Raw genomic sequence first — 22011 nt, 5'->3', positions numbered from 1 at the left:
CCGGTGTCCAGATCCAGAAGACGCCGGATCTGGCGATCTCCTCCAAGAAGCGCATGATCACGCCATTCACCCCGTGTCCCGGCACAGGGTCCGCGCGAGCACGCCTGGCAGCTCCGCGGGGGCGTTTCCACGCCAGGCCACGATTCCGTCGGGCCTGACCAGCACCGCGCCGTGATCGCTCACGCCGTAACGCGCCGCCCACTCGGGCTCGGTCATGACGTGCGTCTCCACATCCGGTACGGCTGCGCGCCACCCTGCACCCGCCAGCAGGCACATCTCCCGCCCGAACAGGTCCAGCGTCGATCTGCCGTCGGCCAGCGGCACATGCGGCGCCCTGGTCCCCGGCTCTCCCGACGGCGTGGACGGATCCCCCGCCGTGTAGCGGAACCCCAGCGTGAGCGTCAGATCGTCCACCAGCCCGGCGTCCGCCGGCGGGCGGCCGAACCCGGTCCCCGAGGTCACCCGCTTCAGACACTGCTCCACGGTGAACTCCGCCACCGGCGCCCGCTCGGCCTCGTAGCTGTCCAGCAGTTCCACCCCGGCCTTCCCGCGCAGCACGTACGCCAGCTTCCAGGCCAGGTTGTGCGCGTCCTGGATCCCGGTGCTGGCCCCGAAGCCGCCGACCGGCGGCATCACGTGCACCGCGTCCCCGGCGAGGAACACGCGGCCCTCGCCGTACCCGGTGGCGGTCAGCGCGGACAGCTCCCACGACTGGGTGTCGAGGATCCGCACCGGCAGGTCGGGCGCGCCGACAGCCGCCCTGACCAGTTGCTCGCAGCGCGGCCACGGGTAGTCGGCCGCGTTCTGCCCCTTGGCCGGGTCGTACTGGATGTAGAGCGTGCCCTGCGTGAGCGTGTCGTCGTGGACGAGCAACCCCTCGACGGTGTCGTTGACCACCTGGCAGATGGCGAAGCGACGATCGCCGAGGTGCTCGCGCAGGTCGGCCTTGAAGACGATGCTGAGCTGGCGCAGCAGCGCGGGCGTGCCCTTGAGCGCGATGCCCAGCCGCTGCCTGACCCGGCTGCGCACGCCGTCGGCGCCGATCAGGTACGTGGCCCTGATGCGCTCGGTCGAGCCGTCGGCGCGGCTGCGCACGGTGGCGGTGACGCCGTCGGCGTCCTGCTCGAAGGCGGTCAGCTCGACGCCGAAGGCCAGGTCCGCGCCCAGCTTGGCGGCGTGCGCGCGCAGCAGCGGCTCCAGCCGGTCCTGGCTGCACAGCGCCCACGGCGAGGGGCTGAGCCGGTCGAGGTCGGTGGCGGTGGGTAGGTCGGCGCGGAAGAGCTCCTTGCCGGTCAGGCTCTCTACGCGGGCGCGCATCGTGTGCCCGGCGAAGCCTTCGCTGGCCTTCAGCACCTCGGGCTCCAGGCCGATCTGCCGCAGCAGCTCGACCGCGCGTGGGTTGAAGCCGCGGGCCCGGGGATGGATGGACAGGTCGGCGCGGCGCTCGACCAGCCGGCAGGAGACGCCGTGCCAGGACAGGAAGGCGGCGGCCGACAGGCCGACGACGCCGCCGCCGACGATCAGAACCTCGGTCTCGGTCATGACTTGCGGGCGGTGATGAGGGTGTTGTGGGTGCCGAGGTCGGTCTCGGTCAAGCCGGTGAACCCGGCCTTCTCCAGCCACGAGCGGCAGTCGGCCCGCGTGTACTCCGAGCCGTGCGGGGTGACCATGAGCATGTTGAGGCTGGTCAGCAGCGCCCCGGCCGGGCCCTGACGGTCGTCGTCGATCATCGGGTCGACGATGAGCAGGACGCCGCCGGAGGGCAGCGCCCGGTAGGCGGCGGCCACGAGCTGCTCGCGTTCCTCCACTCCCCAGTCGTGCAGGACGTGGCTCATCACCAGCGCCTGCGCGTCCGGCATCGGGTCCTCGAAGAAGTTGCCCGGGTGGAAGGTGATCTTCCCGGTGAGGCCGAGCTCGGCCATGTGCTCCTCGAAGACCGGCGCGACGTCCGGTAGATCGAGAACGCCCGCCTCGATGTCCGGGTGCGCCCGCAGGATGGCGGCGGCCAGGTTGCCGCGCGCGCCGCCGACGTCCACGAACGAGCGCACCGTGGACCAGTCGAACGCCTCGGCGAGCACCGGGCCGATCATGCCGTTGAGGTAGTCCATGCCGGCGGTGAAGTTCCGCCAGGCCGCGGTGGTGCGGTACTGCTCGGTGAACATCTGCGCGCCCGCGCCCCACCGGTTCTGCGGATCGCCGGTCTTCAGCGCGTCGACGAGCTTGTCCCAGCGGGCGTCGGCGGTGCTGAGGAAGGCGCCCACGTAGGAGGCGCGCTCGGCGTTGAGGTAGTGCTCGGCCAGCGGCGTGTTGTGGTAGACCCCGCCCACGCGGGTCAGCATGCCGAGCGCGACGAGCGTGTCGAAGAAGTCGCGGGCGCCGCGCGGGTGCAGCTCCAGCCGCTCGGCCAGCTCGTCGGCCGAGGCGGGCGCGCCGGACAGGGTGGTGAAGACGCCGAACTCGGCCGCGGTCAGCACCGTCTTGCGGCTGAAGTAGGCCGTGCCCAGCCGCCACAGCGGCTCTGCGCTGACGGCAGGCGCGGTCATCTCGCTGGTCATTGGGGACCTCCATCGGTGGTGAGCTGGAAGGACGGGTTCTTGGGGCCCGGACGCAGCCGGGCGGCGATGCGGGCGCGGGCCAGCACGAGCACGGCCGCGACCAGAAGGGGCAGGATCGTGAGCGCGAGGAAGTACAGGGGCTCGGCCGTGGCAGGGCCTTGCTCGCCGCCGGCGCCTGGGCCCGCGCCCGGCATGGCGAGGCGGGCGAGCTGGCCGCCGATGACGGCGCCCACCGCGCCGGCCAGCCACCACAGGCCCATGAGCTGGCTGGTGGCTCCGGGCGGCGCGACCTGGGCGGTCACCCCGAGCCCGACCGTGCCGATGATCAGCTCGCCGGTCGACAGCGTCAGGTAGACCGCTACCAGCCACAGCGGCGAGGCCGCCGGGCTCTGCACGGCGAAGACCATGAGCAGGAAGCTGACGGCCGCGATCACCAGCCCCGCCGCCAGCTTCACCGGTACGGCCAGTCGCCCCGCCGGCCCGCTCCACACCCGGGCCAGCACCGGCGCGACCAGCAGCACGAACAACGGGTGCAACGAGTTGAACCAGCTGGCCGGGATCAGGAAGGAGCCCACCTGCCGGTCGGTCGAGACCGCGGCGAAGTGGTTGAGCACCGAGTTGCTCTGGCTGACGAGCAGGAACAGCACGATCGTGGTGAAGAAGACCCAGGCGTAGGCACGCAGCCGTACCCTCTCCTCCGCCGACGCCCCCTTGCTGATCACCCGTGAGTACGGCAGCGGCGCGACGAGCACCAGCAGACCCACCACGGCCACGAGCAGCTCGACCCGCAGCACGCCGTTGAGGGCGGCGGCGATCAACCCCGCCGCCACGACGGCGCTCACGACCGAACCCCAGAGCCGCAGGCGCCGGAGCGTGGCCGGGTCCGCGGGATGGCTGGGCGTGCGGCCGATCTCCCCCAGGTGCTTGCGCCCCCGGGCGAAGACGGCGATGCCGACGCCCATGCCGACCGCTGCGGTGCCGAAGCCGAGGTGCCAGTCCACGCTCTCCCCGACGAAGCCGGTGACCAGGGGCGCGAGCAGCGCGCCGAGCTGGATGCTGACGAAGAACACGGAGAAGGCCGCCTCCCGCTCGGCCGCCTGCCCGGGTGGGCAGAACGCACCGATCAGAGCCGACAGGTTGGGCTTGAGCAGGCCGGTGCCCGCGGCGATCAGCGCGATGCCGAGGTAGAACGTCGGCTCAACCGGGATCACCAGCGTCAGGTGGCCGCAGGCGATGAGCACCGCGCCGGTCAGGACCGCGCGCTGCGGCCCGAAGACCCGGTCGCCCAGCCAGCCGCCCGGCACCGACGCCACGAACGTGAGCGAGATGTACAGGCCGACCAGCGCGCCCGCGCTGCCCGGCGGCATGGCGAGCCCGCCGGGGCTGGTGGCGTAGAGGAAGAGGATGGCCATCATCCCGAAGAAGCTGAATCGCTCCCACAGGTCGGTCATGAACAGCGTGCTGAACCAGCGCGGCTGCCGCCAGGGAAGCAGCGAAGGCGCCATGGGCATCTACTCCCGTCGCTCGGAGGCCGGTCCGTCGGCAGCGATGCTGGCACCCGGATCTTGTGCCGGGTTTGTGGCGTCTTGGTGCCCGAGTCGTCTCCAGCGCCGCTCAACACGCGCTCGACGGCGGCCCGGTATGGCTGGGGCATGCGCAGATTCCCCTTCGTCCCCCGGGTGCCCGGCGAGCCGGCGCCCGAGTTCGACCAGCTCAGGCGGGAGGAGCCGGTCAGCAAGGTGACCTTCCCGACCGGCGACACCGCCTGGCTGGTCACCACCTACGACGACAACAAGACGGTGATGGGCGACCAGCGCTTCAGCCGCGCGGCCACGACGCTGCCCGGCGCGCCCCGCCTGCAGCCCATCCCGCCGGATCCGAACTCGATGTTCAGCATGGATCCGCCCGAGCACACGCGGCTGCGGCGGCTGGTGTCACCGGCCTTCAACAACCGCAGGACCGCGGCGTTGCGGCCGGTCATCGAGCGTGAGGTGGACCTGCTCGTGGCCGCGCTGAAGGAGGCGGGGCCGCCCGCCGACCTGGTCTCGACGTTCGCCAGGCGGCTGCCGATCACGGTCATCTGCGAGCTGCTCGGGGTGCCCGCGAGCGACCGGGACACGATCGCCGGGTTCGTGGACATCCTGCTCAGCCTCACGCAGTACCCGCCGGAGAAGGTGGCGGCCACGCGGGCGGAGCTGAAGGAGTACCTGTCCGGGCTGATCGCTTCACGGCGTTCGGAGCCGCGTGACGACCTCGTCAGCGAGCTCATCGAGATGCGCGACTCGGGCGACCGGCTCAGCGAGGAGGAGCTGGTCATGCTGGGCGCCACGGTGCTGACCGGCGGGTTCCTCAGCACGGCCAGCGAGATCGCGCTGTCGTTCCTGGTCCTCTTCCGGCATCCGGCCGAGCTGGAGCGGTTGCGCGCCGATCCCGGGTTGCTGCCGTCCGCGGTGGACGAGCTGCTGCGGTACAACGCGCTGACCACGGGTGGCGGGTTGCTCCGGGTAGCCACCGAAGACGTCAAACTCGGAAATGTCACCATCACGGCGGGTGAGGCGTTGCTCCCGGCCATCTCGGCGGCCAACCGGGACCCGAGCGTCTTCCACGACCCCGACGTCTTCGACATCGGACGCGCGGACAATCCGCACCTGACCTTCGGGCACGGGATGCACTACTGCCTGGGGGCGCGCCTGGCCCGGATGGAGCTGGAGCTGGCCGTGGCCGGGCTGCTGAGGGGGCTGCCTTCCGTACGGCCGGCCGTACCCGTGGAGGAGCTGCGTGCGCAGGGCGGGCATCTCATCCGCGGCTTGCCCGAGCTGCCCGTGACGTGGTGAGGCTCAGCGCCGTTTGCGGGGCGTGACCAAGCCGGACTCGAAAGCGATCACCACGAGCTGGGCCCGGTCGCGCGCCCCGAGCTTGACCATGGCCCGGCTGACGTGCGTCTTCGCGGTCGCCGGGCTGACCACCATGCGCTCGGCGATCTCCTTGTTGGACAGGCCCGCCGCGACCAGCGCCACCACCTCCCGCTCGCGGTCGGTCAGCACGTCCAGCTCGGGGGTCGGGCGGTCGTCGGTGGACTTGGCGGCGTACTCGTCGATGAGGCGCCTGGTCACGCCGGGGGTCAGCAGCGCGTCGCCCTCGACCACCACTCGGATCGCCTGCAGCAGCATCGCCGGCTCGGTGTCCTTGACGAGGAAGCCGCTGGCGCCGGCGCGCAGGCTCTTGAAGACGTACTCGTCCAGCTCGAACGTGGTCAGGATGACCACGCGCACGCCGTCCAGGCGGGGGGTCTCGGCGATACGGCGGGTGGCCTCGATGCCGTCCATGTCCGGCATGCGCACGTCCATCAGGACGATGTCCGGTTTGAGGGTTGTGGCCAGCTCCACGGCGTGGCGGCCGTTGTCGGCCTCGCCCACCACCTCGATGTCCGGCTCGAAGTGGAGCAGCGCGCGCAGGCCCGCCCTGATCAGCGGCTGGTCGTCGGCCAGCACCACCTTGATCACGCCGCCAGCCCCCTTACGGGCAGCCTGGCCTCCACTCGGAAGCCGCCCTCGGGGGCCAAGCCCGCAGCGAAGGAGCCGTTCAGCGACATCGCCCGCTCGCGCATGCCCACCAGGCCGTTCCCCTCCTCCGACGCCCCCTCTGCCCAGCCGACGCCGTCGTCGCGCACCTCGATCAGCAAGTCGCCCGCCTCCCTGCGGATCGACACCTCGGCGCGGGCGGCTCGGGCGTGCTTGATGATATTGGTCAACGCCTCTTGCACGATACGGTAAACGGCGAGATCGACGCTCTTGGGTAGCTCCTGGCCGTCCTCCGGCAGGTCGAGCACCACTTCGATGCCGCCCGTCTTCGCCCGCCGTACCAGCTCGGGAAGGCGGTCCATGCCCGGGGTGGGCGCGAGCGGCTCCTCGCCCTCGCCCGCGTCGCGCAGGACCCCGAGCGCGCCGCGCAGCTCGACCAGGACCTCCTTGCTCACCCGGCGGATGTCGCCGAGCGCCCGGCGCGCCTGCTCGGGGTCGCGGTCGATGAGGTGCTCCGAGACGCCCGCCTGCAAGTTGATCACCGAGATGCTGTGGGCCAGCAGGTCGTGCAACTCGCGGGCGATGCGCAGCCGCTCCTCGGTGACCCGGCGCTTGGCCTCCTCTTCGCGGGCGTGCTCGGCCTGCGTCACCCGCTCGCGCTCGGCGATCAGCTGCTCGCGGCGGTGGCGGGACATCTCACCCAAGATGATGATCGCCACCAGGCTGGTCACGAACCAGATCGTGCCCTGCACGCCCGGCGGTCGCGTGCCGACCCAGCCCAGCGCCAGCGTCCCCGCCACCCACACCAGCGTCGCGGAGACCGCCAGGACGCGGTAGCCAACGGTCAACGCGGTGAACAACGCGATCGCCGGTGGAATCGTCGAAGCGCCACCCGGGAAGTCGAGAGCCTGGTAGAGCAGTGCACCTGTGACCACGGCCACGACCGTCGCCACCGGCCTGGTCTGCCGGACCAGCAGGGGCAACGACGTCACGGCGAGCAGGACGAAGCCCAGCCACAGCGGCAGCGGACCGGGCGGCGACTCGCTGGAGATGAGGACGGTGCCGCCCAGGGTGATCGCGATGACCCCCGCCACCAGCATGGCGTCCTTCGGGATTCGGCGGATCATACCGACACTGTAAGTCCCCTTCAGCGCCTCTCGACGGAGCCTGGAAGCCCGCACCAACACCCTTTGGCAGGGTTGCGGACATGAAGATCACCGCTAGCGAGGTCGTCCCCAACCGGCGTAGAGGCGGCGACATCCGGGTCCTGCTCAGCCCGAAAACCGTGCAGAGCACCTCGGGCTTCATGGGTGTGCTCACGCTCAAGCCCGGCGAGTACGTCGCCGAGCACTACCATCCGCACTCGGAGGAATTCCTCTACGTCGTACGCGGCACGCTGACCATGCATGTCGAGGACGAACACGTGGAGCTCGGCCCCGGCGACGCGCTCATGGTGCCGATCGGCGCCCGGCACCGCCTGGTCAACACCGATACCGAGGAGGGCGAGGCGGTCTTCCACCTCAGCCCGCTCGCGCCCCGGCCCGAACTCGGCCACGTCGACACCGAGGAGCTGCCGCACGCGCACGAGTCCTCGCCTCAGGTCGGCGGAGCGCGGCTGTGAGACGCCGCGTCGTCATCACCGGGATCGGCATGGTCACGCCGGGCGGCGTGGGTACCAAGGCCACGTGGGAGATGCTCACCGCCGGGCGCTCGGCCACCCGGCTCATCCAGGCGTTCGACGCCGGCGCTTTTCGCTCGCCGCTGGCCGCCGAGGTCGACTTCGACCCCGCCGCCGCCGGGCTCACCGCCCGCCAGGTGCGCAGAATGGACCGTGCCGCGCAATTCGCCGTCGTCAGTGCCCGCGAGGCGCTCGCCGACAGCGGTATCGACGGGGTCGACCCCAGCCGGATCGGGGTCAGCCTCGGCAGCGCCGTAGGGTGCACGGTCAGCCTGGAGGAGGAGTACGTCGTGCTCAGCGACGCCGGCAAGCGGTGGCTGCTCGATCATGAGTACGGCGTGCCGCACCTGTACGGGCACATGGTCCCCAGCACGCTGGCCGTCGAGGTCGCCTGGGAGAGTGGGGCCGAGGGGCCGGTGCAGCTCGTGTCCAACGGGTGCACGTCTGGGCTGGACGCCGTCGGGTACGGGGCACAGCTGGTGGCCGAGGGGACGGTGGATGTGGCGGTCGCCGGGGCTACCGACGCGCCGGTCTCGCCGATCACCGTCGCCTGTTTCGACGCCATCAAGGCAACGACGGCTGACACGAGTGATCCGTCTGCCGCGTCCCGGCCTTTTGACCGGACGCGGTCCGGGTTCGTGCTGGGGGAGGGCGCCGCCGTACTCGTGTTGGAGGAGTTGGAGGCGGCACGGGCGCGCGGCGCACACATTTACGCCGAAATTTCGGGATATGCGGCGCGCAGCAACGCCTTCCACATGACCGGCCTCAAGCCCGACGGCAGGGAGATGGCCGAGGCCATCACCGTCGCCCTGGACGAGGCCGGACTCGACCCGACCGACGTGGACTACATCAACGCCCACGGCTCGGGAACCAAGCAGAACGACCGGCACGAGACCGCCGCCTTCAAGCGCAGCCTCGGGCCGCACGCCTACGACGTACCGGTCAGCTCGATCAAGTCGATGGTCGGACACTCGCTCGGCGCGATCGGCGCCATCGAGGTCGCCGCCTCCGCCCTCGCGATCGAGCACCAGATCGTCCCGCCCACGGCGAACCTGCACCACCCCGATCCCGAGTGCGACCTGGACTACGTGCCGCTGACCGCGCGCGACCACAAGACCGACGTGGTGCTGAGCGTCGGCAGCGGGTTCGGGGGGTTCCAGACCGCCATGGTGCTCGCCAAGCACGAGAAGGGAGATTCGTGAGGGATCGGTTCGGCGTCACGGGCCTCGGCGTGGTCGCGCCGAACGGCGCCACTACGGAGGAGTACTGGGCGGCCACGCTTTCCGGCCGCAGCGGTATCGGCCCGATCACCAGGTTCGACCCCGCTTCCTACCCGGTGCGGCTGGCCGGTGAGGTGCGCGGCTTCACCGCGCGCGACCACCTGCCCAGCAGGATCACCACCCAGACCGACCACTGGACGCACATGGGGCTGGTGGCCGCTGACAACGCGCTTGTGGATGCCGGAGTCTCGCCGGCTTCGCTCCCCGAGTACGAGATGACGGTCGTCACCGCCAGCTCGTCCGGCGGGACCGAGTTCGGCCAGAAGGAGATGACGGGCCTCTGGGGCAAGGGCTCGGACCACGTGGGCGCCTACCAGTCGATCGCCTGGTTCTACGCGGCCTCGACGGGCCAGATCTCCATCCGCAACGGCATGCGGGGTCCGTGCGCGGCCATCGCGACCGAGCAGGCGGGCGGACTGGACGCCGTCGGCCAGGCCCGCCGGATGATGCGCTCAGGGGCGCGCCTGGCACTGGTCGGTGGCACCGACGCGTCGCTGTGCCCGTACGGCCTGGTGGCTCAGCTGTCGAGCAGGGGCCTGAGCAAGCGTCACGACCCGGCCCGCGCCTACGTCCCGTTCGACACGGAGGCGTGTGGCTACGTGCCGGGGGAAGGCGGCGCGATGTTCGTCGTTGAGAAGGACCCGGCCCCATCCCGCCCGACTTATGGCCACATTGCGGGATACGCCGCCACCTTCGACCCGCCGGTGGAGCGCAACCGCCCACCCACGCTCGCCCGCGCCATCACCCTCGCCCTCGCGGACGCGGGGGCGCGACCTGACGAGATCGACGTCGTCTTCGCCGACGCCATGGGCCTGCCGTCAGCCGACCGCATGGAGGCGGAGGCTTTGGTGTCCATTTTCGGTCACCACAAAGTGCCGGTAACAGCGCCCAAAACCATGACCGGCCGCCTTTATGCGGGAGGCGCCGCCTTGGACGTCGCCACCGCGTTGCTGAGCATGCGGGACGGTGTGATTCCGCCGACAGTGGGGACGACGGACCCCGTGCGCTCTCTCGGTCTCGACCTCGTCCTCGGCCAACCACGCGAACGGCCCGTGCGCACAGCTCTGGTGGTGGCTCGCGGATTCGGCGGCTTCAACGCCGCACTGGTCCTCGTCGAGTGATTCTGGGACCCGTTGCCATTTCTTGCCGAGTCTGTTTATTCTGAGTCAAACTCCCATACCAAATCGAAGATGGGCGGTGGCTTGCCCTCGTCCATCACCATGCGCTTCGATCCGCACTCAACGGGGTAGGTAAAATTCAACGGGGTAGGTAAAAAATGCTGGAGTTCAAAGTGCTGGGGGCACTGGAAGTCCTTGATAACGGCCGCGTGTGCACACCCACGCCGCCCAAAGTCCTGCGCGTGCTGGCGCTGCTCCTGCTGCGCGCCAACCGCGTCGTCCCGATCGAGACCCTGGTAGAGGAGCTGTGGGGCGACAACCCCGCCAGAACGGCGGTCACCACCACCCAGACCTACATCTACCAGGTACGCAAGCTGATCGACCGCGACCGCTCCGGCGCCGACGAGGAGGTCCTCGTCACCAAGTGGCCCGGCTACATGCTGCGCCTCCCGCCCGGCGCCCTGGACGCCGACAAGTTCGACGCCCTCGTCACCCAGGGCCGCACCCACCTGGGGCAAGGCCGCCCCGCAGAGGCGGCGCCAATATTGAACCAAGCGCTGAATTTGTGGACCGACTTACCACTGGCGAATGTCCCACAAGGCGCCATTCTGGCGACGCACGCGCAAAGTCTGATGGAACAACGGCTACGCGCCATCGAACTCCACATCCAAGCGGACGGCCAATTGGGCCGGCACGTGGAACTCATCGGCGAGCTGCGCGAACTGATAGCGGAGTACCCATTCAATGAATGGCTGCACGAGCAGCTGATTTCCGCATTGAATCACGCCGGTCGCCGAAGTGACGCCTTGCTGGCCTACCAGGAAATCCGATCCACCCTCCACACGGAACTCGGCCTGGAACCCTCGACCCAGCTGCAGCGCCTTCAACACGAAGTCCTGTCGAACCAGCCGGTCCGTGTCCCCCGTCTGAAAGCCTAACTCGACACCGGCGGCCTATCAGGTACTTGGTGACTGTTCGCCGGTTCGGCCCGATCTCGACCGCGATCTCCCGCAGGCTTGTCGCGCCCGTCTCGTACAGGCTGCGAAACCGCCTCAGTTTCCACCAGCGAGGCGGGTCCAAGACCACGTCAGCCGCCCTCTACCAGGAATCCATGTCATCCTCGGGCGGCCTGAGCGACGCGGTGGTTTGCAGGACGGCGATGGCTCCCCGTGCTCGCGAGCCATGCGGCGACCTGGTCGAAGGAGCGCCGGGAGCGGCTCGTCGAGGCGGGATTCCAGGCGATGATCCGCTCCGGCCCGGCCGGTCGGCCGGACTCGCGCCTCGGCAGCCCGTCCGGCGGGGCTGTGCGCTGCGGGACCGTCCGGCCTGGCCGGCGTTCGGACTCGCGCCTCAGCAGCCCGTCCGGCCGGGTTGTGCGCTGCGGCGCGGTCTTTCAGCTGGAGTCGCGCTTGCGGCGGGCTGCCAGCAGCACGGCTGCTCCGGCGGCGACAAGCACCGCCAGGGCGATCCACAGCCATCCGGGCACGCCGGAACTGTCGGTGCTCCGGGTGGCCGCGGCCGATGAGGCGGGTTGCGACGCGGGTTCCGCGTCAGCGGTGCTGGCGGCGGTGGCCGGTGCCGTGGCCGTCGTGCTGGGGCTGGTGGACGGTGAGGGGGCCGGGGCGGTGATGGTGAAGGAGATCTCGCCGTCGATGGGATGACCGTCGGACGAGACCACCCGCCAGGCGATCCGGTAACGGCCCGGCCCCAGGGCCTCGGACGGCCTGGCGAACACCTTGCTGCCCTCGCTGCGCGGCTTGTCGAGCGGGACCTGCTTACCGTTCGGACCGTCGAGGACGACGGTGGGCAGGGTCATGCGGGACGTGAACTCGAGCTCGATCGTCTCCAGATGCGCCAGTTTGGCGTTGTTGGCGGGCGAGCTGTCCTTGAGACGGTCGTGCGCCAGCGCGGCGGGGGCGGTCATCAGCACCACGAGGGCGGCGCCGACGGCCGACGCGGCGGCTCGGCGGATGAAGGTGGGCAAGCGAGTCAATGGGGACTCCGAAGATTGTCGGGCCCGGCGGCATGCCGGGTGATGAGGAGATGCCTGTCCGCCACGCCGTCGGCCGCGCGGTGCGTCGTCAGCGCAGGGCCGCTCTTGACGTTGTTCGCGCCCGGCACTGAGGCGGGCGGCTGTGGTCAGCGCGGCCCCGCCGCGGGCTGCCGGTTGGTGCGGCGATCGGGGGCGCGTTCACGTGGTGGGAGCAGGCGCAGGAGTAAGAGGCCTTGCGGGGCCCGCGCACTGTCTCAGCCGCGGGCGAGGCGTGGGGGCGGCCCTCGGCGTGAGATGACCGGAGTCAGGAGGGTGGGGACGCGGCGCGCGGTCCCCGTCCGGACCAGCGGCAGGCGGGGACGCTCGACGGCGGACAGGGCGGCCGGCACGGCCAGCATGGCCGACAGCAGGGCCCGGACGCCGGCCACCCGCGCGGCGCTCAGGTGCAGCAGCGCCGCCAGCGCCACCTCGCCGCGCGCCAGCCACCAGCTCGAACAGAGCGCCACCACCAGATGGATCAGCACCATGCCCGGCCCGATGCCGTGCTGGTGACCGACCGGCTCGCTCGACACGGGGATCATCAGGGCGGCAGCGGGATACTCCTGGGCACCGAACAGCTGGTGCAGGCCGTACTGTGACAGCCCGCACAGGGCCAGCAGCTCCGGCCAGCCGCGCTGGCGACCACCCAGGCAGTACGCGCCGGCCCAGGTCGCCGCCACCGCCGCAGCCAGCGTGCCAGGCCGGATCGCGGTGCCGCCGACCAGCACGTGCAGCGTCGCCGAGGCCAGGACGCAGATGGCCGTGAACGCTGCGGCGCGCAGCGCGCGTACGGCAGGCCGGCCAACGTGCACCCCTCCATCGTGCCAGAGCCCGCCACCGCCCTCACGAAGACGGCACACACGAGCCTGCGAGCAGCTCCGGCGACGTGCCCTGCACGGCACGCGCGCCTGCGAGCAGCGGCGGCGTGCCGGTGCCGAGGGGTGCTCCGTCCGGCTAGACGAGGACCTTGGCCTTGGCGCGCTCGTACTCCTCCTGGGTGAGGTCGCCGTGGTTCTTGAGCTCGGCGAGCCGGGTGAGCTGGTCGGCCTGATCGGTGGGCTGGGTGACCCCACCCGCGGCGGCGTAGTAGCGGGCCTCGCTCCCGCGCGCCCAGGCGATCTCCCGCTCGCCCATCTGCTTGCCTCGCACGATCAGGTATATGAGGACGCCGAGGAACGGCAGGATGATGGCGAAGATCGTCCAGCCGGCCTTGGCCCAGCCGCCCATCGAGTCGTCGTGGAAGATGTCGGCGATGACGCGGAAGAGCAGCATGAACCAGACCACCCAGAGGAAGAACCACATCATGGTCAGGAGGACGTTCAGCAGCGGATAGTCCATGGTCGCTCCTGTCGTCGTGTGTCGGGTCGTGCCGGTCGGCACGGCCGCGACCCCGCGTTCTGGAGCTTCATCGTCCGGCCGCGCGAGCAGCGGGGGATCACCCGCGGCGGGCGAGTTTTCCCCGCCCGGATCCCCGTACTGTCGCCGGTGAGGGAGCCGGTGACTCGATCCAGGGAGGACAGATGACCTCAGCGCCAGGGCGCAGGTCGACGACCCACCCCCCGCAGTGCCACGGCTACGAGATCAGAATCCGGGGCCGCGTCAGCGAGTCGTTCCGCGACGCATTCGGGGGGCTCGCCATCACCGTGAACCCGGTCGAGACGGTCGTCTGGGGCGCGGATCTCGACCAGGCGGCCCTGTACAGCGTCCTCGAGCGGATTCAGGCCCTCGGCCTGGAGCTCGTCGAGGTGCGCCGGTTCCCGCGCAACCTGCCGCGTTGACCGGGAGTGGGCCTCAGTCTCCGAGGAGCGACAGGTGCCGGGCCCGCCGCACGGCCTCGGACCTGCGGGTCACTCCCAGCTTCTGGTAGATGCTCCTGAGGTGGGTCTTGATCGTGTTGACCGACAGGCACAGGTCGTCGGCGATCTCCTCGGTGCTCATCGTCCGGGCGAGCAGCCGCAGCACGTCCAGCTCCCGCGAGCTGAGCCTCTCGACGGCGGCGGCCGTCTCCGTCCTGTCGGCGCCTGCCGGTCCGTCGCCGAGGTGCAGCGGGTCGAGGAGCCTGTGGTACGGACGTGCCAGCTCCGGGTCGTGCCGCAGCACCGCGCGCAGCCACTCCCCGGACAGCGCGAACGGCAGCCGGATCTGCTCGCGCTCGGCGAGGCGCAGCGCCCGTCCGAGGGACCGGCGGCCGTTCGACGTGCTCTCCTCGGCACCGGAATAGGACAGGAAGGCGTTGAACAGCCAGGCTTCGACGCGCACGTCGACCGGCGCGTCCACCGACTCGGCCAGGGCGTGGCGCACCATGCCCGCGGCGGTGGCGGTTCGGCCGCGGCACAGTTCGGCGCGTGCCAGCGCCACCGCCGAGCCGGGCGTCCCGGCTCCTCCGGCGCGTTCGGCGGCGATCCGTGCGGCGTCCGCGGCGCCCCGGGCCAGGTGGGCTTCCGCGACCACGAGCCTCAACCTGCGTTCGAGCCACGGCACCCGCGGCACGGCGGCACCGGTCATGTCGAGCAGTTCCAGGGCCCGCCCCGGACGGCCCCGCGCGATCTCCACGCGTGCGCCGACCAGCTGGTACGCCATGGACATCAACGTGTCAGGGCACTCCCGCAGCGCCTGTGCGGCCCTGTCCAGCTCGCCGCGGGCCGCCTTGAGCTCGTAGCGTTCGAGCCGCACCCAGGCGTCCGCCAGATGGGCCGCCGCGACCCGTCTCCCGGCGGGGGACGTCGACACCTCGGGGAGCTGCGCGGCGCGGCCGGTGAGCTCGGCGGCCGGCGCGAACCTGCCGAGCAACGCCTCGACGAGCGCCAGATGGCCCAGGCAGGACCTGCGCTGGAAGTCGCCGCCCGCCTCCGTGGCCGCGGCGAGGGCCGCGTCGAAGAGCCGCGCGGCCTCCCGCAGCCGTCCATCGCGCAGGGTGGCGGCGGCCCGCGACGACAGCAGCAGCGCGTGCAGCTCCGGACGGTCGTGCAGCAGCCGCTCCGGGAAGCCGAGCAGGAGCGCGGGCACCGCCCGGTCGCCGTTCCCGGCGCAGTCCGCGGACCGGCGCCGGGCCAGGCGGACGAGCGCGACGCACAGCCGCGCGTGCGCCTGCTCGCCCGGGGTGTGCTCAAGGACCCTCTCGGCGTGCTGGAGCGCGGTCGCGGCTGCCCGGTCGTCGCCTCTGGCCAGGCTCGCGGCGGCGGCGACGATGGCCGGGTCCGGCTCGCGCGTGCCGAACACCAGGTCGGACGGCAGGTCGCGGAACAGGTCGGCCAGTGGGTCCGCGGGTCGCAGGCCGAGCACCCGTCCGATCGCGAGCCGGTCGACGACCAGCCGGGACGCGTACCGCCAGTCCCCGCCGCCCGCGGCCTGCCGCACCGCCTCGACCAGGTGACCCGCGCGGGCGAACCAGGCCGCGGCCCGCCGGTTCAGCTCGGACGCCTCCGCGGGCGACTCGTGACGGAGGACGAGCCGGAACGCCTCGCGGATCATCGTGTGGTAGCGGTACCAGCCGTGCCCCAGCGGCACGACGAAGGCGTTCTGCCTGACCAGCGCGGTGAAGTGACGGCCGGCCTCGTCGCCGGCCAGCTCCGCGGCCAGCTCGGCGTTGACGCGGTCGGCGACGCTGGTCGACAGCAGAAGGCGCCGGACCCCGGCCGGCTGGGCGTCGAGCACCTCCTCCACGAGGTAGCCGACGACCGCGTGGTCGTCGCCGGCGAACTGCTCGACGAACGCGTCGGGGTCGGGATGGGACTCCATCGACATCGCGGCGAGGCGCACCCCGGCCGCCCACCCTTCGGTCCGCTCGCTGAGGGCCCGCAGCGACGCCGAGCCGAGCCGGACGCCGTGCTGGGCCAGCACCGCGGCGATCTCGTGCTCGCTGAACGCCAGGTCACCGGCCCGGACCTCGGTGAGCTGACCGGCCAGCGCGTAACGGCGCAGCGGTATCGGGGGGTCGCTGCGGCCGGTGATGACGATGCGGAGCCCGGGCCCGGCGTGCTTCAGCAGGTAGGTGACGAAGTCGCCGAGCGCGGCGGCCGGTTCCGGGCGGAAGTCGTCCAGCACCAGGACCACGGGGGTGTCGAGCGCGGACAGGAGCGAGGCGAGGTCCGCCGGTCGCGGCTCCGCCGTGCCGGTCTCGACGCCGGCACGCGGCAGGCACTCCGCCAGGCCGGCGCACAGCCCGTCCGACGTGCTCGGCGTCCGGTCGCCGGACATCCAGACGATGGGGACGCACGGGCGCGTCTCGGTGACCGCCCACGCGTTGACCGTAACGGTCTTCCCCGAGCCAGGGGGGCCGGTCACCACCGTAAGGGGGCCACGGGCGCCCTCGCGGAGACGTCCGAGCAGCCGCGGGCGCAGGATGGCCCAGTCCGGCAGAGGCGGAACCGTGCCGTTCGGCGCGGAGCCGCGCCGGAACGGCTCACCCGGTTGGGCGACTCCATGACCGAACACGCGTTCCGCAAGGCCGAGCGGCCTCCCGCGCGGACCAGTGTCCGGTGACGGGCGGCCGATCCGGCGCGTCGCCGCCGGAACCGTCCACGGCCCTGCTCCCCCCTAACGTGCTGTCCGACAGCCCGTGTCCCCTCCCCATGCCCGCAGGAGAACGGCCCTAATCGGACATCTGGCACGAACGACGGGTCGCGGCTGAGCGCCGTCTCCTACCGCACCTCGTCGGCGTCCGGTGACGGGGCGGACATCCCGGACGGCATCAGCAAGAACACCTTCGGCGACAGGCGGTCCATGTTCCCGCGCCTGCCGAACACCAGGCCCGCGGCGAAGTCCACGAACTGCTTGGCCTCACTGTCGGGCAGCTTGGTGAGGTCCATGACCACAGGGGTGCCCGTACGGAAGAAGTGCCCCACGTAGATCGCCTCGTTGTAGTTCTCGGGGCACAGGGTCTTGATCATGGCATCAGTCTCCACAGCTCCCGATGAACGTCAAGCCGTTATCCGCAGGCCGTCACTCTCCTTGGCAGGTCGGACAGGACCGCCCGGATCAGGGGTCGCTCGGCCCGGTCAAGGCTGGTCGTCCATGACGACGACCAGCTTGCCGCGGGTGTGTTCCGCGATCAGTTCGCGGTAGGCGCGGGCGGCGTCGTCGAGCCGGTAGCGGCGGCCGATCGCGGCGGGCAGCGACCCGTCCACGGCTCGGGCCGCGACGTCGGCCACATCACCGGGACGGGCCGAGGCGTACACGGTCTCGACGGTCAGGTCGTCGCGACCGAACGCAGCCGGATCCGGTTTGGGGAAGGCGACGTTCAGCACCTGTCCCCCTGGGCGGACCAGCCGTCCGAACTCGACCAGGCGCTCGCCCGGCAGGGCCAGGTTGATCACGGCCGCGACGCCGTCGGAGTGCCGCCGGAGCGTCTCGGCGGCCACGTCGTGGGTGTGGTGGTCGATCACGTCGGCGGCGCCCAGGTTGCGGACGTACGGCTGGTCGGCCTCGGTCGCGGTGGCGATCACGTACGCCTTCGCCGCGGCCAGGAGGGGGACCGTCGCGCTGCCGACGCCACCGGTCGCGCCGATGACCAGCACGGGGTCTGCCGGTTGGAAGCGGCTCGCGCGCAGCAGCGGCAGCGCGGTCAGGGCGACCATCGGCAGGCTCGCGGCGTGCTCGGCGGCGAGGTCCGCCGGACGCCGTGCGATGGCCGGGGTGTCCGCGTCGAAGACGGCGTACTCGGCCATCGTGCCGGTCGTCAGCGAGGGCGGGTCGGAGACGATCGCCGCCATCGCGGACGCGGCCCTGGGCAGGCCCAGCCCGAACACCTCGTCGCCGACGGCGAACCGGGACACGCCGTCGCCGACCTCGGTCACCGTGCCGGCGAAGTCGCTGCCCAGCACGTACGGGAACGTCAGGGGAGCCTGCTCGCGCATCGTCCCGGTGAGCAGGCGGAGGTCGGCGGGGTTGAGCGCCGCCGCCCGCACCCGCACCTGGATCTGGCCGCGACCCGGCACGGGCACGGGAATCCTCTGGACGGTCAGGTTCTCGGGCGGGCCGTAGTCCTCGGCCACGACCGCTCGCATCGTCATGCTCATCGTCGCTCCCTCGCTAAAAAACGGACCGACTGGTCATGTTGCGAGACCTTAGCAGCAAACCGGACCGCCCGGTCAAGTTGTGGAAGGGTGCGGGAACTGGCATGCCTGCCGGGGCCTGGGAGGTGGGGTGTCTCTGACAGGGGTGGTCGTGTCTGGCGGCTGGTGAGGGTGAGGACCTTCGGCCCTAGCTCGCCGTCGCGCCCCGGGGCAGCGTGGAAGGGGGACGAGTTCGCTCGAAGGGGGAGATCATCGTGACCACGGCACGGGAAATCATGCACCCGGGAGTCGAGTGCATCAGTGAGCACCAGAGCCTCATGTTCGCCGCTCAGCGCATGCGCGAGCTGGACGTGGGCGCGCTGCCGATCTGCGGCGACGACGACCGGCTGCACGGCATCATCACCGATCGGGACATCGTGCTCAAGTGCGTCGCCGCCGGAGGCGATCCCGCGTTGATGACCGCGGCCGACCTGGCCCAGGGCAAGCCGGTCACCGTCGACGGGAACGCGGACATCCAGCAGGTGCTCGTCGCGATGGAGGAGCACAAGATCCGCCGCCTGCCGGTCATAGAGAACCACCGGCTCGTCGGCCTGATCAGCGAGGCCGACCTGGCCAGGCATCTGCCCGAGGCGACGGTGGGCCACTTCGTGGAGATGATCTGCGCCAGCCCGTGATCCGTCGAACCCGAGCGGGGGGAGCCGCGCCAACCTGCTCGAGGGCGTCGGCCGCAGCCGACGTGCTCGGGTGGGGGGAGTCAGTGTGCTCGGGTGGCCTCGGCCAGTAGCCGGGTGAACTCCCGCAACTCCGCCGCCTTGGACCACATGGCGCGCTGCCGCGCGGCTCCGGTGCCGTGCGTGTGCAGCCGGTCCAGTAGCTGGGCCACCGGCTCGGCGTCGGTGATGCGGTTCAGCAGGGCGTTCGTCAGGTCGCGCTGGCGCAGCGCGCATCCGGTGTGCGGGTCCGTGACCTGGCCGTCGAGGCCGTGGCGGGCGGCGGACGCGAGCCCGGCCGCGATCCGGCCGCAGTGCTCGACGGGCAGGCCCCTGCGCGCCTCGTCCAGCGCGGCGGCGACGAGCCCCCGGACGAGGGCGACGGCCAGCAGCGTGTCCTCTGAGGTGAGGCAGGCGTCCATGATCCGCACCTCCACCGTGGGGTAGCGGGGAGACAGGCGGGCGTGGAAGTAGATACCGCGTTCGTCCAGGGCCCGGCCGCCGCGGATGAGATTGTGCACGGCGGCGTCGTAGGCGCGGACGTCGCGCCAGGCGCGCGGCGGAATCGCCGACGGCCATTGGCACCAGCGCCGGTAGCGCCAGCTCGACCATGAGGTGTCGCGGCCGTCCGCGATGGGGGAGTTGGCGGTGAGCGCCAGCAGGGTGGCCAGCCAGGGCCGGAGCCGGGCCAGCACCTGCACGCCGAGTTCACGCGAGGGGATGCCGATGTGCACGTGGCACGCGCACGTGCCGCAGCCCGCCGCCTGGAGCGGGTAGCGCCGGGCCAGCTCGCCGTAGCGCGGGTCGTCGGTGAGCGCCGACAGGCCGGGCACGCTCAGCGGGACGACCCCGGACGCCACCAGGAGGTAGCCGAGCTGCGCCGTGGCGTCCGCGGTGATCTCGCGCAGCCGGGTGATGTCGCGGTAGACCTCGTCCAGGGTGGTGCAGATGCCGGTGGTGGTCTCCAGCTGGTAGCGCATGAACTCAAGCTTGATGCCGGGTTCGCCGCCGAGGAGGGTCAGCACTTGGGGGGCTACGGGGGCTACTTCGCCGGTGGCCGCGTCCAGCAGGAGAAACTCCTCTTCTACCCCCAGGGTGAGCAGTTCACCGTGGGAGCGAGCCGACGCCTCGGCGGACGGCGAAGCGGACATCGGGTCACTTAATCCCGAGAATTCATCGCTGCACAATCATGGTGAAGGCCGAGTCGAGGTCGGTCATCTTCAGCAATCGGATAACGGCGGGCGGGACGTTCGCCAGGCACACCGTTCCGGACGACCGCTCGGCCAGGGAGCGGGCGCTGACCAGCGCAGACAGGCCGCGAGCGTCCATGAAGGTGACCCCGCCGAGGTCGAGGACGAGCGACGTGCCTGGCCTGGCCAGGACCGACGTCAAACAGGCGCACAGCTCCGGCTCGCTGGCGATGTCGACCTCGCCGCGAACAGCGATCGTGACATCGTGGCTCACCGTTTTTGTGTGCAAACCAAAGTCCACTGGCGTCACTCCGATCGCAGCACAAGGTTCGCTTCAGCATGTACCGCGGTCTGAGCTAGCGGCAAGGAAGGATCGACACAAAAATCGTCAATTTCCAGTCAATTGCCATAAGCGTGATTATGTGGGGCGAATACCAACATCTGGTGTCGATTCCCTCACGTCGAGCGACGAGTGCACCACGGGATGGGCGACGTCGTGCGTCCGCAGGCGGCCGCACATGCCCCAGCGGGCCTCGGCGCTCTGCGGCGACTCCAGGAGCGCGCTACGCCGCAGGTGCTGCCCGTCGCCGCGCTCCAGCGCGTCGAGCACGGCGGCGGTGTGGTGGGTCTCCTGGGCGACCGTCCTCTCCCACGTCTGACGCCAGCCCGCGACGGCGGGACGCACCAGCGAGACCGCGCTGTCGTAGAAGCGCTGGAGCGGGCCGAGATCGCCCTCGCCAGCGCTACCGGCGAGTTCAAGGAACCCCTCGACTGCCAGGTCACGCCGCCGGCGGGCCGCCGCGTCCAGCACCTCGTCGGACCCGCCCGACGGCAGGAGCGCGGCCTCGCGGTAGCGCGCGGCGTCGCCGACGACCTCCGGAGGGAACGTCATGACCGCGTCGCCGGCCTCGGGCAGCCCGGCGTTCTGCATCACCACGACCACCTCCAGCCCGCCGCGGTTGATCGCGCGATGGATGGTGCCGGGGGTGAACCAGACCGTCGATCCGGCGGCCAGCTCCGTCTCGCGCAGGCCGTTCAGGTCGAGGGTCTGGAGCGCCCCCCGGCCGCCGATGACGACGTACGCCTCGGTGGAGGCGGTGTGCATGTGCGGCGTGCCGCCCTCCAGCCCGTCGGAGCACGCGCCCGCGTAGACGGACAGCCGGGTGACGGAAGTGCCTCCTGGGAAGGCCGGGACCTCGTTCAGTTCGCGCATCGTGCTTCCCCTAACGATGAGAGGTGGCGACATCATCTCGCACAGGGGCGCGTCGTCGGACCCGACGACTTCCTCCACGCCCACCTGGCCCGAACCCGCTTCATGCTGTAGGGGGGTAGGGTATGCGGGGAATCAAGGGAGGACACATGCCGCGCCTGACCGCACTCGACCCCGCTGACGCGCCCGAGAAGTCCCGCGAACTGCTGAACGACATCATCGGCAGGAGCGGCGGCGTGGGCGAGATGGTCTCCACCATGGCCCACTCGCCCGCGCTGCTCCAGGGCTACCTCGACCTCTCGCGGGCCATGAAACGGATCAAGCTCCCCCGCGCGCTCAGCGAGAAGATCTCGCTCGCCGCGCAGGAGTGGATCGGTTGCGGTCGCTGCCTCCAGGCACACACCGAAGCGGGGCGCGCGGCAGGGCTCAGCGAGACCGACATCGCCCTCGCCCGGCAGGGAACCTCCGCCGACGCGCGGGAAGCGGCGCTCATCGCCGTGGCCGTGCGCGTGCTCGCCGAGCCGTCCTCGATCACCGATGAGGACGTCGCGGGCCTCCGGGCGCACGGCTGGAGCGACCGGGTCATCGCCGAACTCGTCGGCCTCGTCACGCTCAACCTGCTGACCGGCGCCTTCAACCTGCTGGCCGGGCTGCGAGCGGCCGACTCAACGGCCTACGATGCTTCCTCGTAAGATACTTCCGG

Annotated in this window: 22 protein-coding genes; 8 read left to right on the top strand and 14 right to left on the bottom strand. The window is 71.2% G+C overall.

Translation table 11 applies throughout. The features are described from left to right. Positions 1-66: 66 nt before the first annotated feature. From ABT294_RS40545 to ABT294_RS40535, 3 genes are read right to left on the bottom strand one after another with little or no spacing between them, the layout of a single operon-like run. Entirely contained in the window at positions 67-1542 is a 1476-nt protein-coding gene (locus ABT294_RS40545; protein ID WP_350811767.1) for an FAD-dependent monooxygenase, read from the bottom strand. Next, entirely contained in the window at positions 1539-2555 is a 1017-nt protein-coding gene (locus ABT294_RS40540) for a methyltransferase (protein ID WP_350811766.1), read from the bottom strand. Before ABT294_RS40540 ends, ABT294_RS40545 begins: the two co-directional genes overlap by 4 nt. Next, positions 2552-4060 carry a peptide MFS transporter gene (locus ABT294_RS40535; protein ID WP_350811765.1) on the bottom strand — a complete coding sequence of 503 codons (1509 nt, stop codon included), beginning with the start codon at positions 4058-4060 and terminating at the stop codon, positions 2552-2554. Before ABT294_RS40535 ends, ABT294_RS40540 begins: the two co-directional genes overlap by 4 nt. Before the next feature lie 147 nt (positions 4061-4207). On the opposite strand from ABT294_RS40535, the gene ABT294_RS40530 reads away from it, so the two are divergent. Beyond that, complete coding sequence (locus ABT294_RS40530) at positions 4208-5389, top strand: cytochrome P450 (protein WP_350811764.1); 1182 nt, start codon at positions 4208-4210, stop codon at positions 5387-5389. A gap of 3 nt (positions 5390-5392) precedes the next feature. Here ABT294_RS40530 and ABT294_RS40525 read toward each other — a convergent pair whose 3' ends face one another. Together ABT294_RS40525 and ABT294_RS40520 are read right to left on the bottom strand one after the other, a co-directional pair. Continuing rightward, positions 5393-6058, bottom strand: a complete 666-nt coding sequence (locus ABT294_RS40525; RefSeq protein WP_350811763.1) for a response regulator — start codon at positions 6056-6058, stop codon at positions 5393-5395. Beyond that, positions 6055-7203: a sensor histidine kinase gene (locus ABT294_RS40520; RefSeq protein ID WP_350811762.1), complete on the bottom strand. Its 1149-nt coding sequence runs from the start codon at positions 7201-7203 to the stop codon at positions 6055-6057. The genes ABT294_RS40525 and ABT294_RS40520 overlap by 4 nt, the downstream gene beginning before the upstream one ends. Positions 7204-7283: 80 nt before the next feature. On the opposite strand from ABT294_RS40520, the gene ABT294_RS40515 reads away from it, so the two are divergent. From ABT294_RS40515 to ABT294_RS40500, 4 genes are all read left to right on the top strand, one after another. Next, positions 7284-7697 carry a cupin domain-containing protein gene (locus ABT294_RS40515; RefSeq protein ID WP_350811761.1) on the top strand — a complete coding sequence of 138 codons (414 nt, stop codon included), beginning with the start codon at positions 7284-7286 and terminating at the stop codon, positions 7695-7697. Continuing rightward, entirely contained in the window at positions 7694-8956 is a 1263-nt protein-coding gene (locus tag ABT294_RS40510; protein ID WP_350811760.1) for a beta-ketoacyl-[acyl-carrier-protein] synthase family protein, read from the top strand. The genes ABT294_RS40515 and ABT294_RS40510 overlap by 4 nt, the downstream gene beginning before the upstream one ends. After that, positions 8953-10155, top strand: a complete 1203-nt coding sequence (locus tag ABT294_RS40505) for a ketosynthase chain-length factor (protein ID WP_350811759.1) — start codon at positions 8953-8955, stop codon at positions 10153-10155. Before ABT294_RS40510 ends, ABT294_RS40505 begins: the two co-directional genes overlap by 4 nt. 155 nt (positions 10156-10310) lie before the next feature. Further along, entirely contained in the window at positions 10311-11090 is a 780-nt protein-coding gene (locus tag ABT294_RS40500) for an AfsR/SARP family transcriptional regulator (protein WP_350811758.1), read from the top strand. A gap of 455 nt (positions 11091-11545) precedes the next feature. Here ABT294_RS40500 and ABT294_RS40495 read toward each other — a convergent pair whose 3' ends face one another. The 3 genes from ABT294_RS40495 to ABT294_RS40485 all read right to left on the bottom strand — a co-directional run bounded on the left by ABT294_RS40495 (position 11546) and on the right by ABT294_RS40485 (position 13522). Then, on the bottom strand, positions 11546-12145 hold the full coding sequence (locus ABT294_RS40495; protein WP_350811757.1) for a copper resistance CopC family protein: 600 nt from the start codon (positions 12143-12145) through the stop codon (positions 11546-11548). 254 nt (positions 12146-12399) lie between these two features. Beyond that, on the bottom strand, positions 12400-12996 hold the full coding sequence (locus ABT294_RS40490; protein ID WP_350811756.1) for a hypothetical protein: 597 nt from the start codon (positions 12994-12996) through the stop codon (positions 12400-12402). A gap of 142 nt (positions 12997-13138) precedes the next feature. Then, positions 13139-13522 carry an SHOCT domain-containing protein gene (locus ABT294_RS40485; RefSeq protein ID WP_350811755.1) on the bottom strand — a complete coding sequence of 128 codons (384 nt, stop codon included), beginning with the start codon at positions 13520-13522 and terminating at the stop codon, positions 13139-13141. Between the two features lie 182 nt (positions 13523-13704). Here ABT294_RS40485 and ABT294_RS40480 point away from each other — a divergent pair, with 182 nt between their 5' ends. Further along, positions 13705-13962, top strand: a complete 258-nt coding sequence (locus tag ABT294_RS40480; protein WP_350811754.1) for a DUF8691 family protein — start codon at positions 13705-13707, stop codon at positions 13960-13962. A gap of 13 nt (positions 13963-13975) precedes the next feature. Here ABT294_RS40480 and ABT294_RS40475 read toward each other — a convergent pair whose 3' ends face one another. From ABT294_RS40475 to ABT294_RS40465, 3 genes are all read right to left on the bottom strand, one after another. Then, positions 13976-16468: a winged helix-turn-helix domain-containing protein gene (locus ABT294_RS40475; protein WP_350811753.1), complete on the bottom strand. Its 2493-nt coding sequence runs from the start codon at positions 16466-16468 to the stop codon at positions 13976-13978. A 356-nt stretch (positions 16469-16824) separates the two neighbouring features. Then, positions 16825-17073: a cell division protein SepF gene (locus tag ABT294_RS40470; RefSeq protein WP_350811752.1), complete on the bottom strand. Its 249-nt coding sequence runs from the start codon at positions 17071-17073 to the stop codon at positions 16825-16827. Positions 17074-17181: 108 nt separating this feature from the next. Then, on the bottom strand, positions 17182-18201 hold the full coding sequence (locus ABT294_RS40465) for an NADP-dependent oxidoreductase (RefSeq protein WP_350811751.1): 1020 nt from the start codon (positions 18199-18201) through the stop codon (positions 17182-17184). Positions 18202-18452: 251 nt separating this feature from the next. On the opposite strand from ABT294_RS40465, the gene ABT294_RS40460 reads away from it, so the two are divergent. Continuing rightward, entirely contained in the window at positions 18453-18872 is a 420-nt protein-coding gene (locus ABT294_RS40460) for a CBS domain-containing protein (protein WP_350811750.1), read from the top strand. An 80-nt stretch (positions 18873-18952) separates the two neighbouring features. Here ABT294_RS40460 and ABT294_RS40455 read toward each other — a convergent pair whose 3' ends face one another. The 3 genes from ABT294_RS40455 to ABT294_RS40445 all read right to left on the bottom strand — a co-directional run bounded on the left by ABT294_RS40455 (position 18953) and on the right by ABT294_RS40445 (position 21311). Then, positions 18953-20059, bottom strand: a complete 1107-nt coding sequence (locus tag ABT294_RS40455; protein ID WP_350811749.1) for a carboxylate-amine ligase — start codon at positions 20057-20059, stop codon at positions 18953-18955. A gap of 22 nt (positions 20060-20081) precedes the next feature. After that, positions 20082-20399 (bottom strand): STAS domain-containing protein, encoded by a 318-nt coding sequence (locus ABT294_RS40450; protein ID WP_350811825.1) that lies wholly within the window; start codon positions 20397-20399, stop codon positions 20082-20084. A gap of 117 nt (positions 20400-20516) precedes the next feature. Beyond that, positions 20517-21311: a cupin domain-containing protein gene (locus tag ABT294_RS40445; RefSeq protein WP_350811748.1), complete on the bottom strand. Its 795-nt coding sequence runs from the start codon at positions 21309-21311 to the stop codon at positions 20517-20519. Between the two features lie 146 nt (positions 21312-21457). Between ABT294_RS40445 and ABT294_RS40440 the strand changes: the two genes are divergently transcribed. Further along, the gene (locus ABT294_RS40440) at positions 21458-22000 is read left to right on the top strand and encodes a carboxymuconolactone decarboxylase family protein (RefSeq protein WP_350811747.1); all 543 of its coding nucleotides are present in this window, start codon (positions 21458-21460) and stop codon (positions 21998-22000) included. Positions 22001-22011 lie beyond the last annotated feature (11 nt).

It is taken from the genome of Nonomuraea sp. NPDC000554 (genome assembly GCF_040300065.1).
GTDB lineage: Bacteria > Actinomycetota > Actinomycetes > Streptosporangiales > Streptosporangiaceae > Nonomuraea.
This window is presented reverse-complemented; position numbering and strand designations above follow the sequence as displayed.

Bases quoted from the DNA above. Each gene is read 5' to 3' on its own strand.
- ABT294_RS40455 (WP_350811749.1), bottom strand. From the start codon at position 20,059: ATGTCCGCTTCGCCGTCCGCCGAGGCGTCGGCTCGCTCCCACGGTGAA.
- ABT294_RS40515 (WP_350811761.1), top strand. From the start codon at position 7,284: ATGAAGATCACCGCTAGCGAGGTCGTCCCCAACCGGCGTAGAGGCGGC.
- ABT294_RS40440 (WP_350811747.1), top strand. From the start codon at position 21,458: ATGCCGCGCCTGACCGCACTCGACCCCGCTGACGCGCCCGAGAAGTCC.
- ABT294_RS40485 (WP_350811755.1), bottom strand. From the start codon at position 13,522: ATGGACTATCCGCTGCTGAACGTCCTCCTGACCATGATGTGGTTCTTC.
- ABT294_RS40520 (WP_350811762.1), bottom strand. From the start codon at position 7,203: ATGATCCGCCGAATCCCGAAGGACGCCATGCTGGTGGCGGGGGTCATC.
- ABT294_RS40535 (WP_350811765.1), bottom strand. From the start codon at position 4,060: ATGGCGCCTTCGCTGCTTCCCTGGCGGCAGCCGCGCTGGTTCAGCACG.
- ABT294_RS40480 (WP_350811754.1), top strand. From the start codon at position 13,705: ATGACCTCAGCGCCAGGGCGCAGGTCGACGACCCACCCCCCGCAGTGC.
- ABT294_RS40545 (WP_350811767.1), bottom strand. From the start codon at position 1,542: ATGACCGAGACCGAGGTTCTGATCGTCGGCGGCGGCGTCGTCGGCCTG.
- ABT294_RS40445 (WP_350811748.1), bottom strand. From the start codon at position 21,311: ATGCGCGAACTGAACGAGGTCCCGGCCTTCCCAGGAGGCACTTCCGTC.
- ABT294_RS40470 (WP_350811752.1), bottom strand. From the start codon at position 17,073: ATGATCAAGACCCTGTGCCCCGAGAACTACAACGAGGCGATCTACGTG.
- ABT294_RS40530 (WP_350811764.1), top strand. From the start codon at position 4,208: ATGCGCAGATTCCCCTTCGTCCCCCGGGTGCCCGGCGAGCCGGCGCCC.
- ABT294_RS40465 (WP_350811751.1), bottom strand. From the start codon at position 18,201: ATGAGCATGACGATGCGAGCGGTCGTGGCCGAGGACTACGGCCCGCCC.
- ABT294_RS40500 (WP_350811758.1), top strand. From the start codon at position 10,311: ATGCTGGAGTTCAAAGTGCTGGGGGCACTGGAAGTCCTTGATAACGGC.
- ABT294_RS40540 (WP_350811766.1), bottom strand. From the start codon at position 2,555: ATGACCAGCGAGATGACCGCGCCTGCCGTCAGCGCAGAGCCGCTGTGG.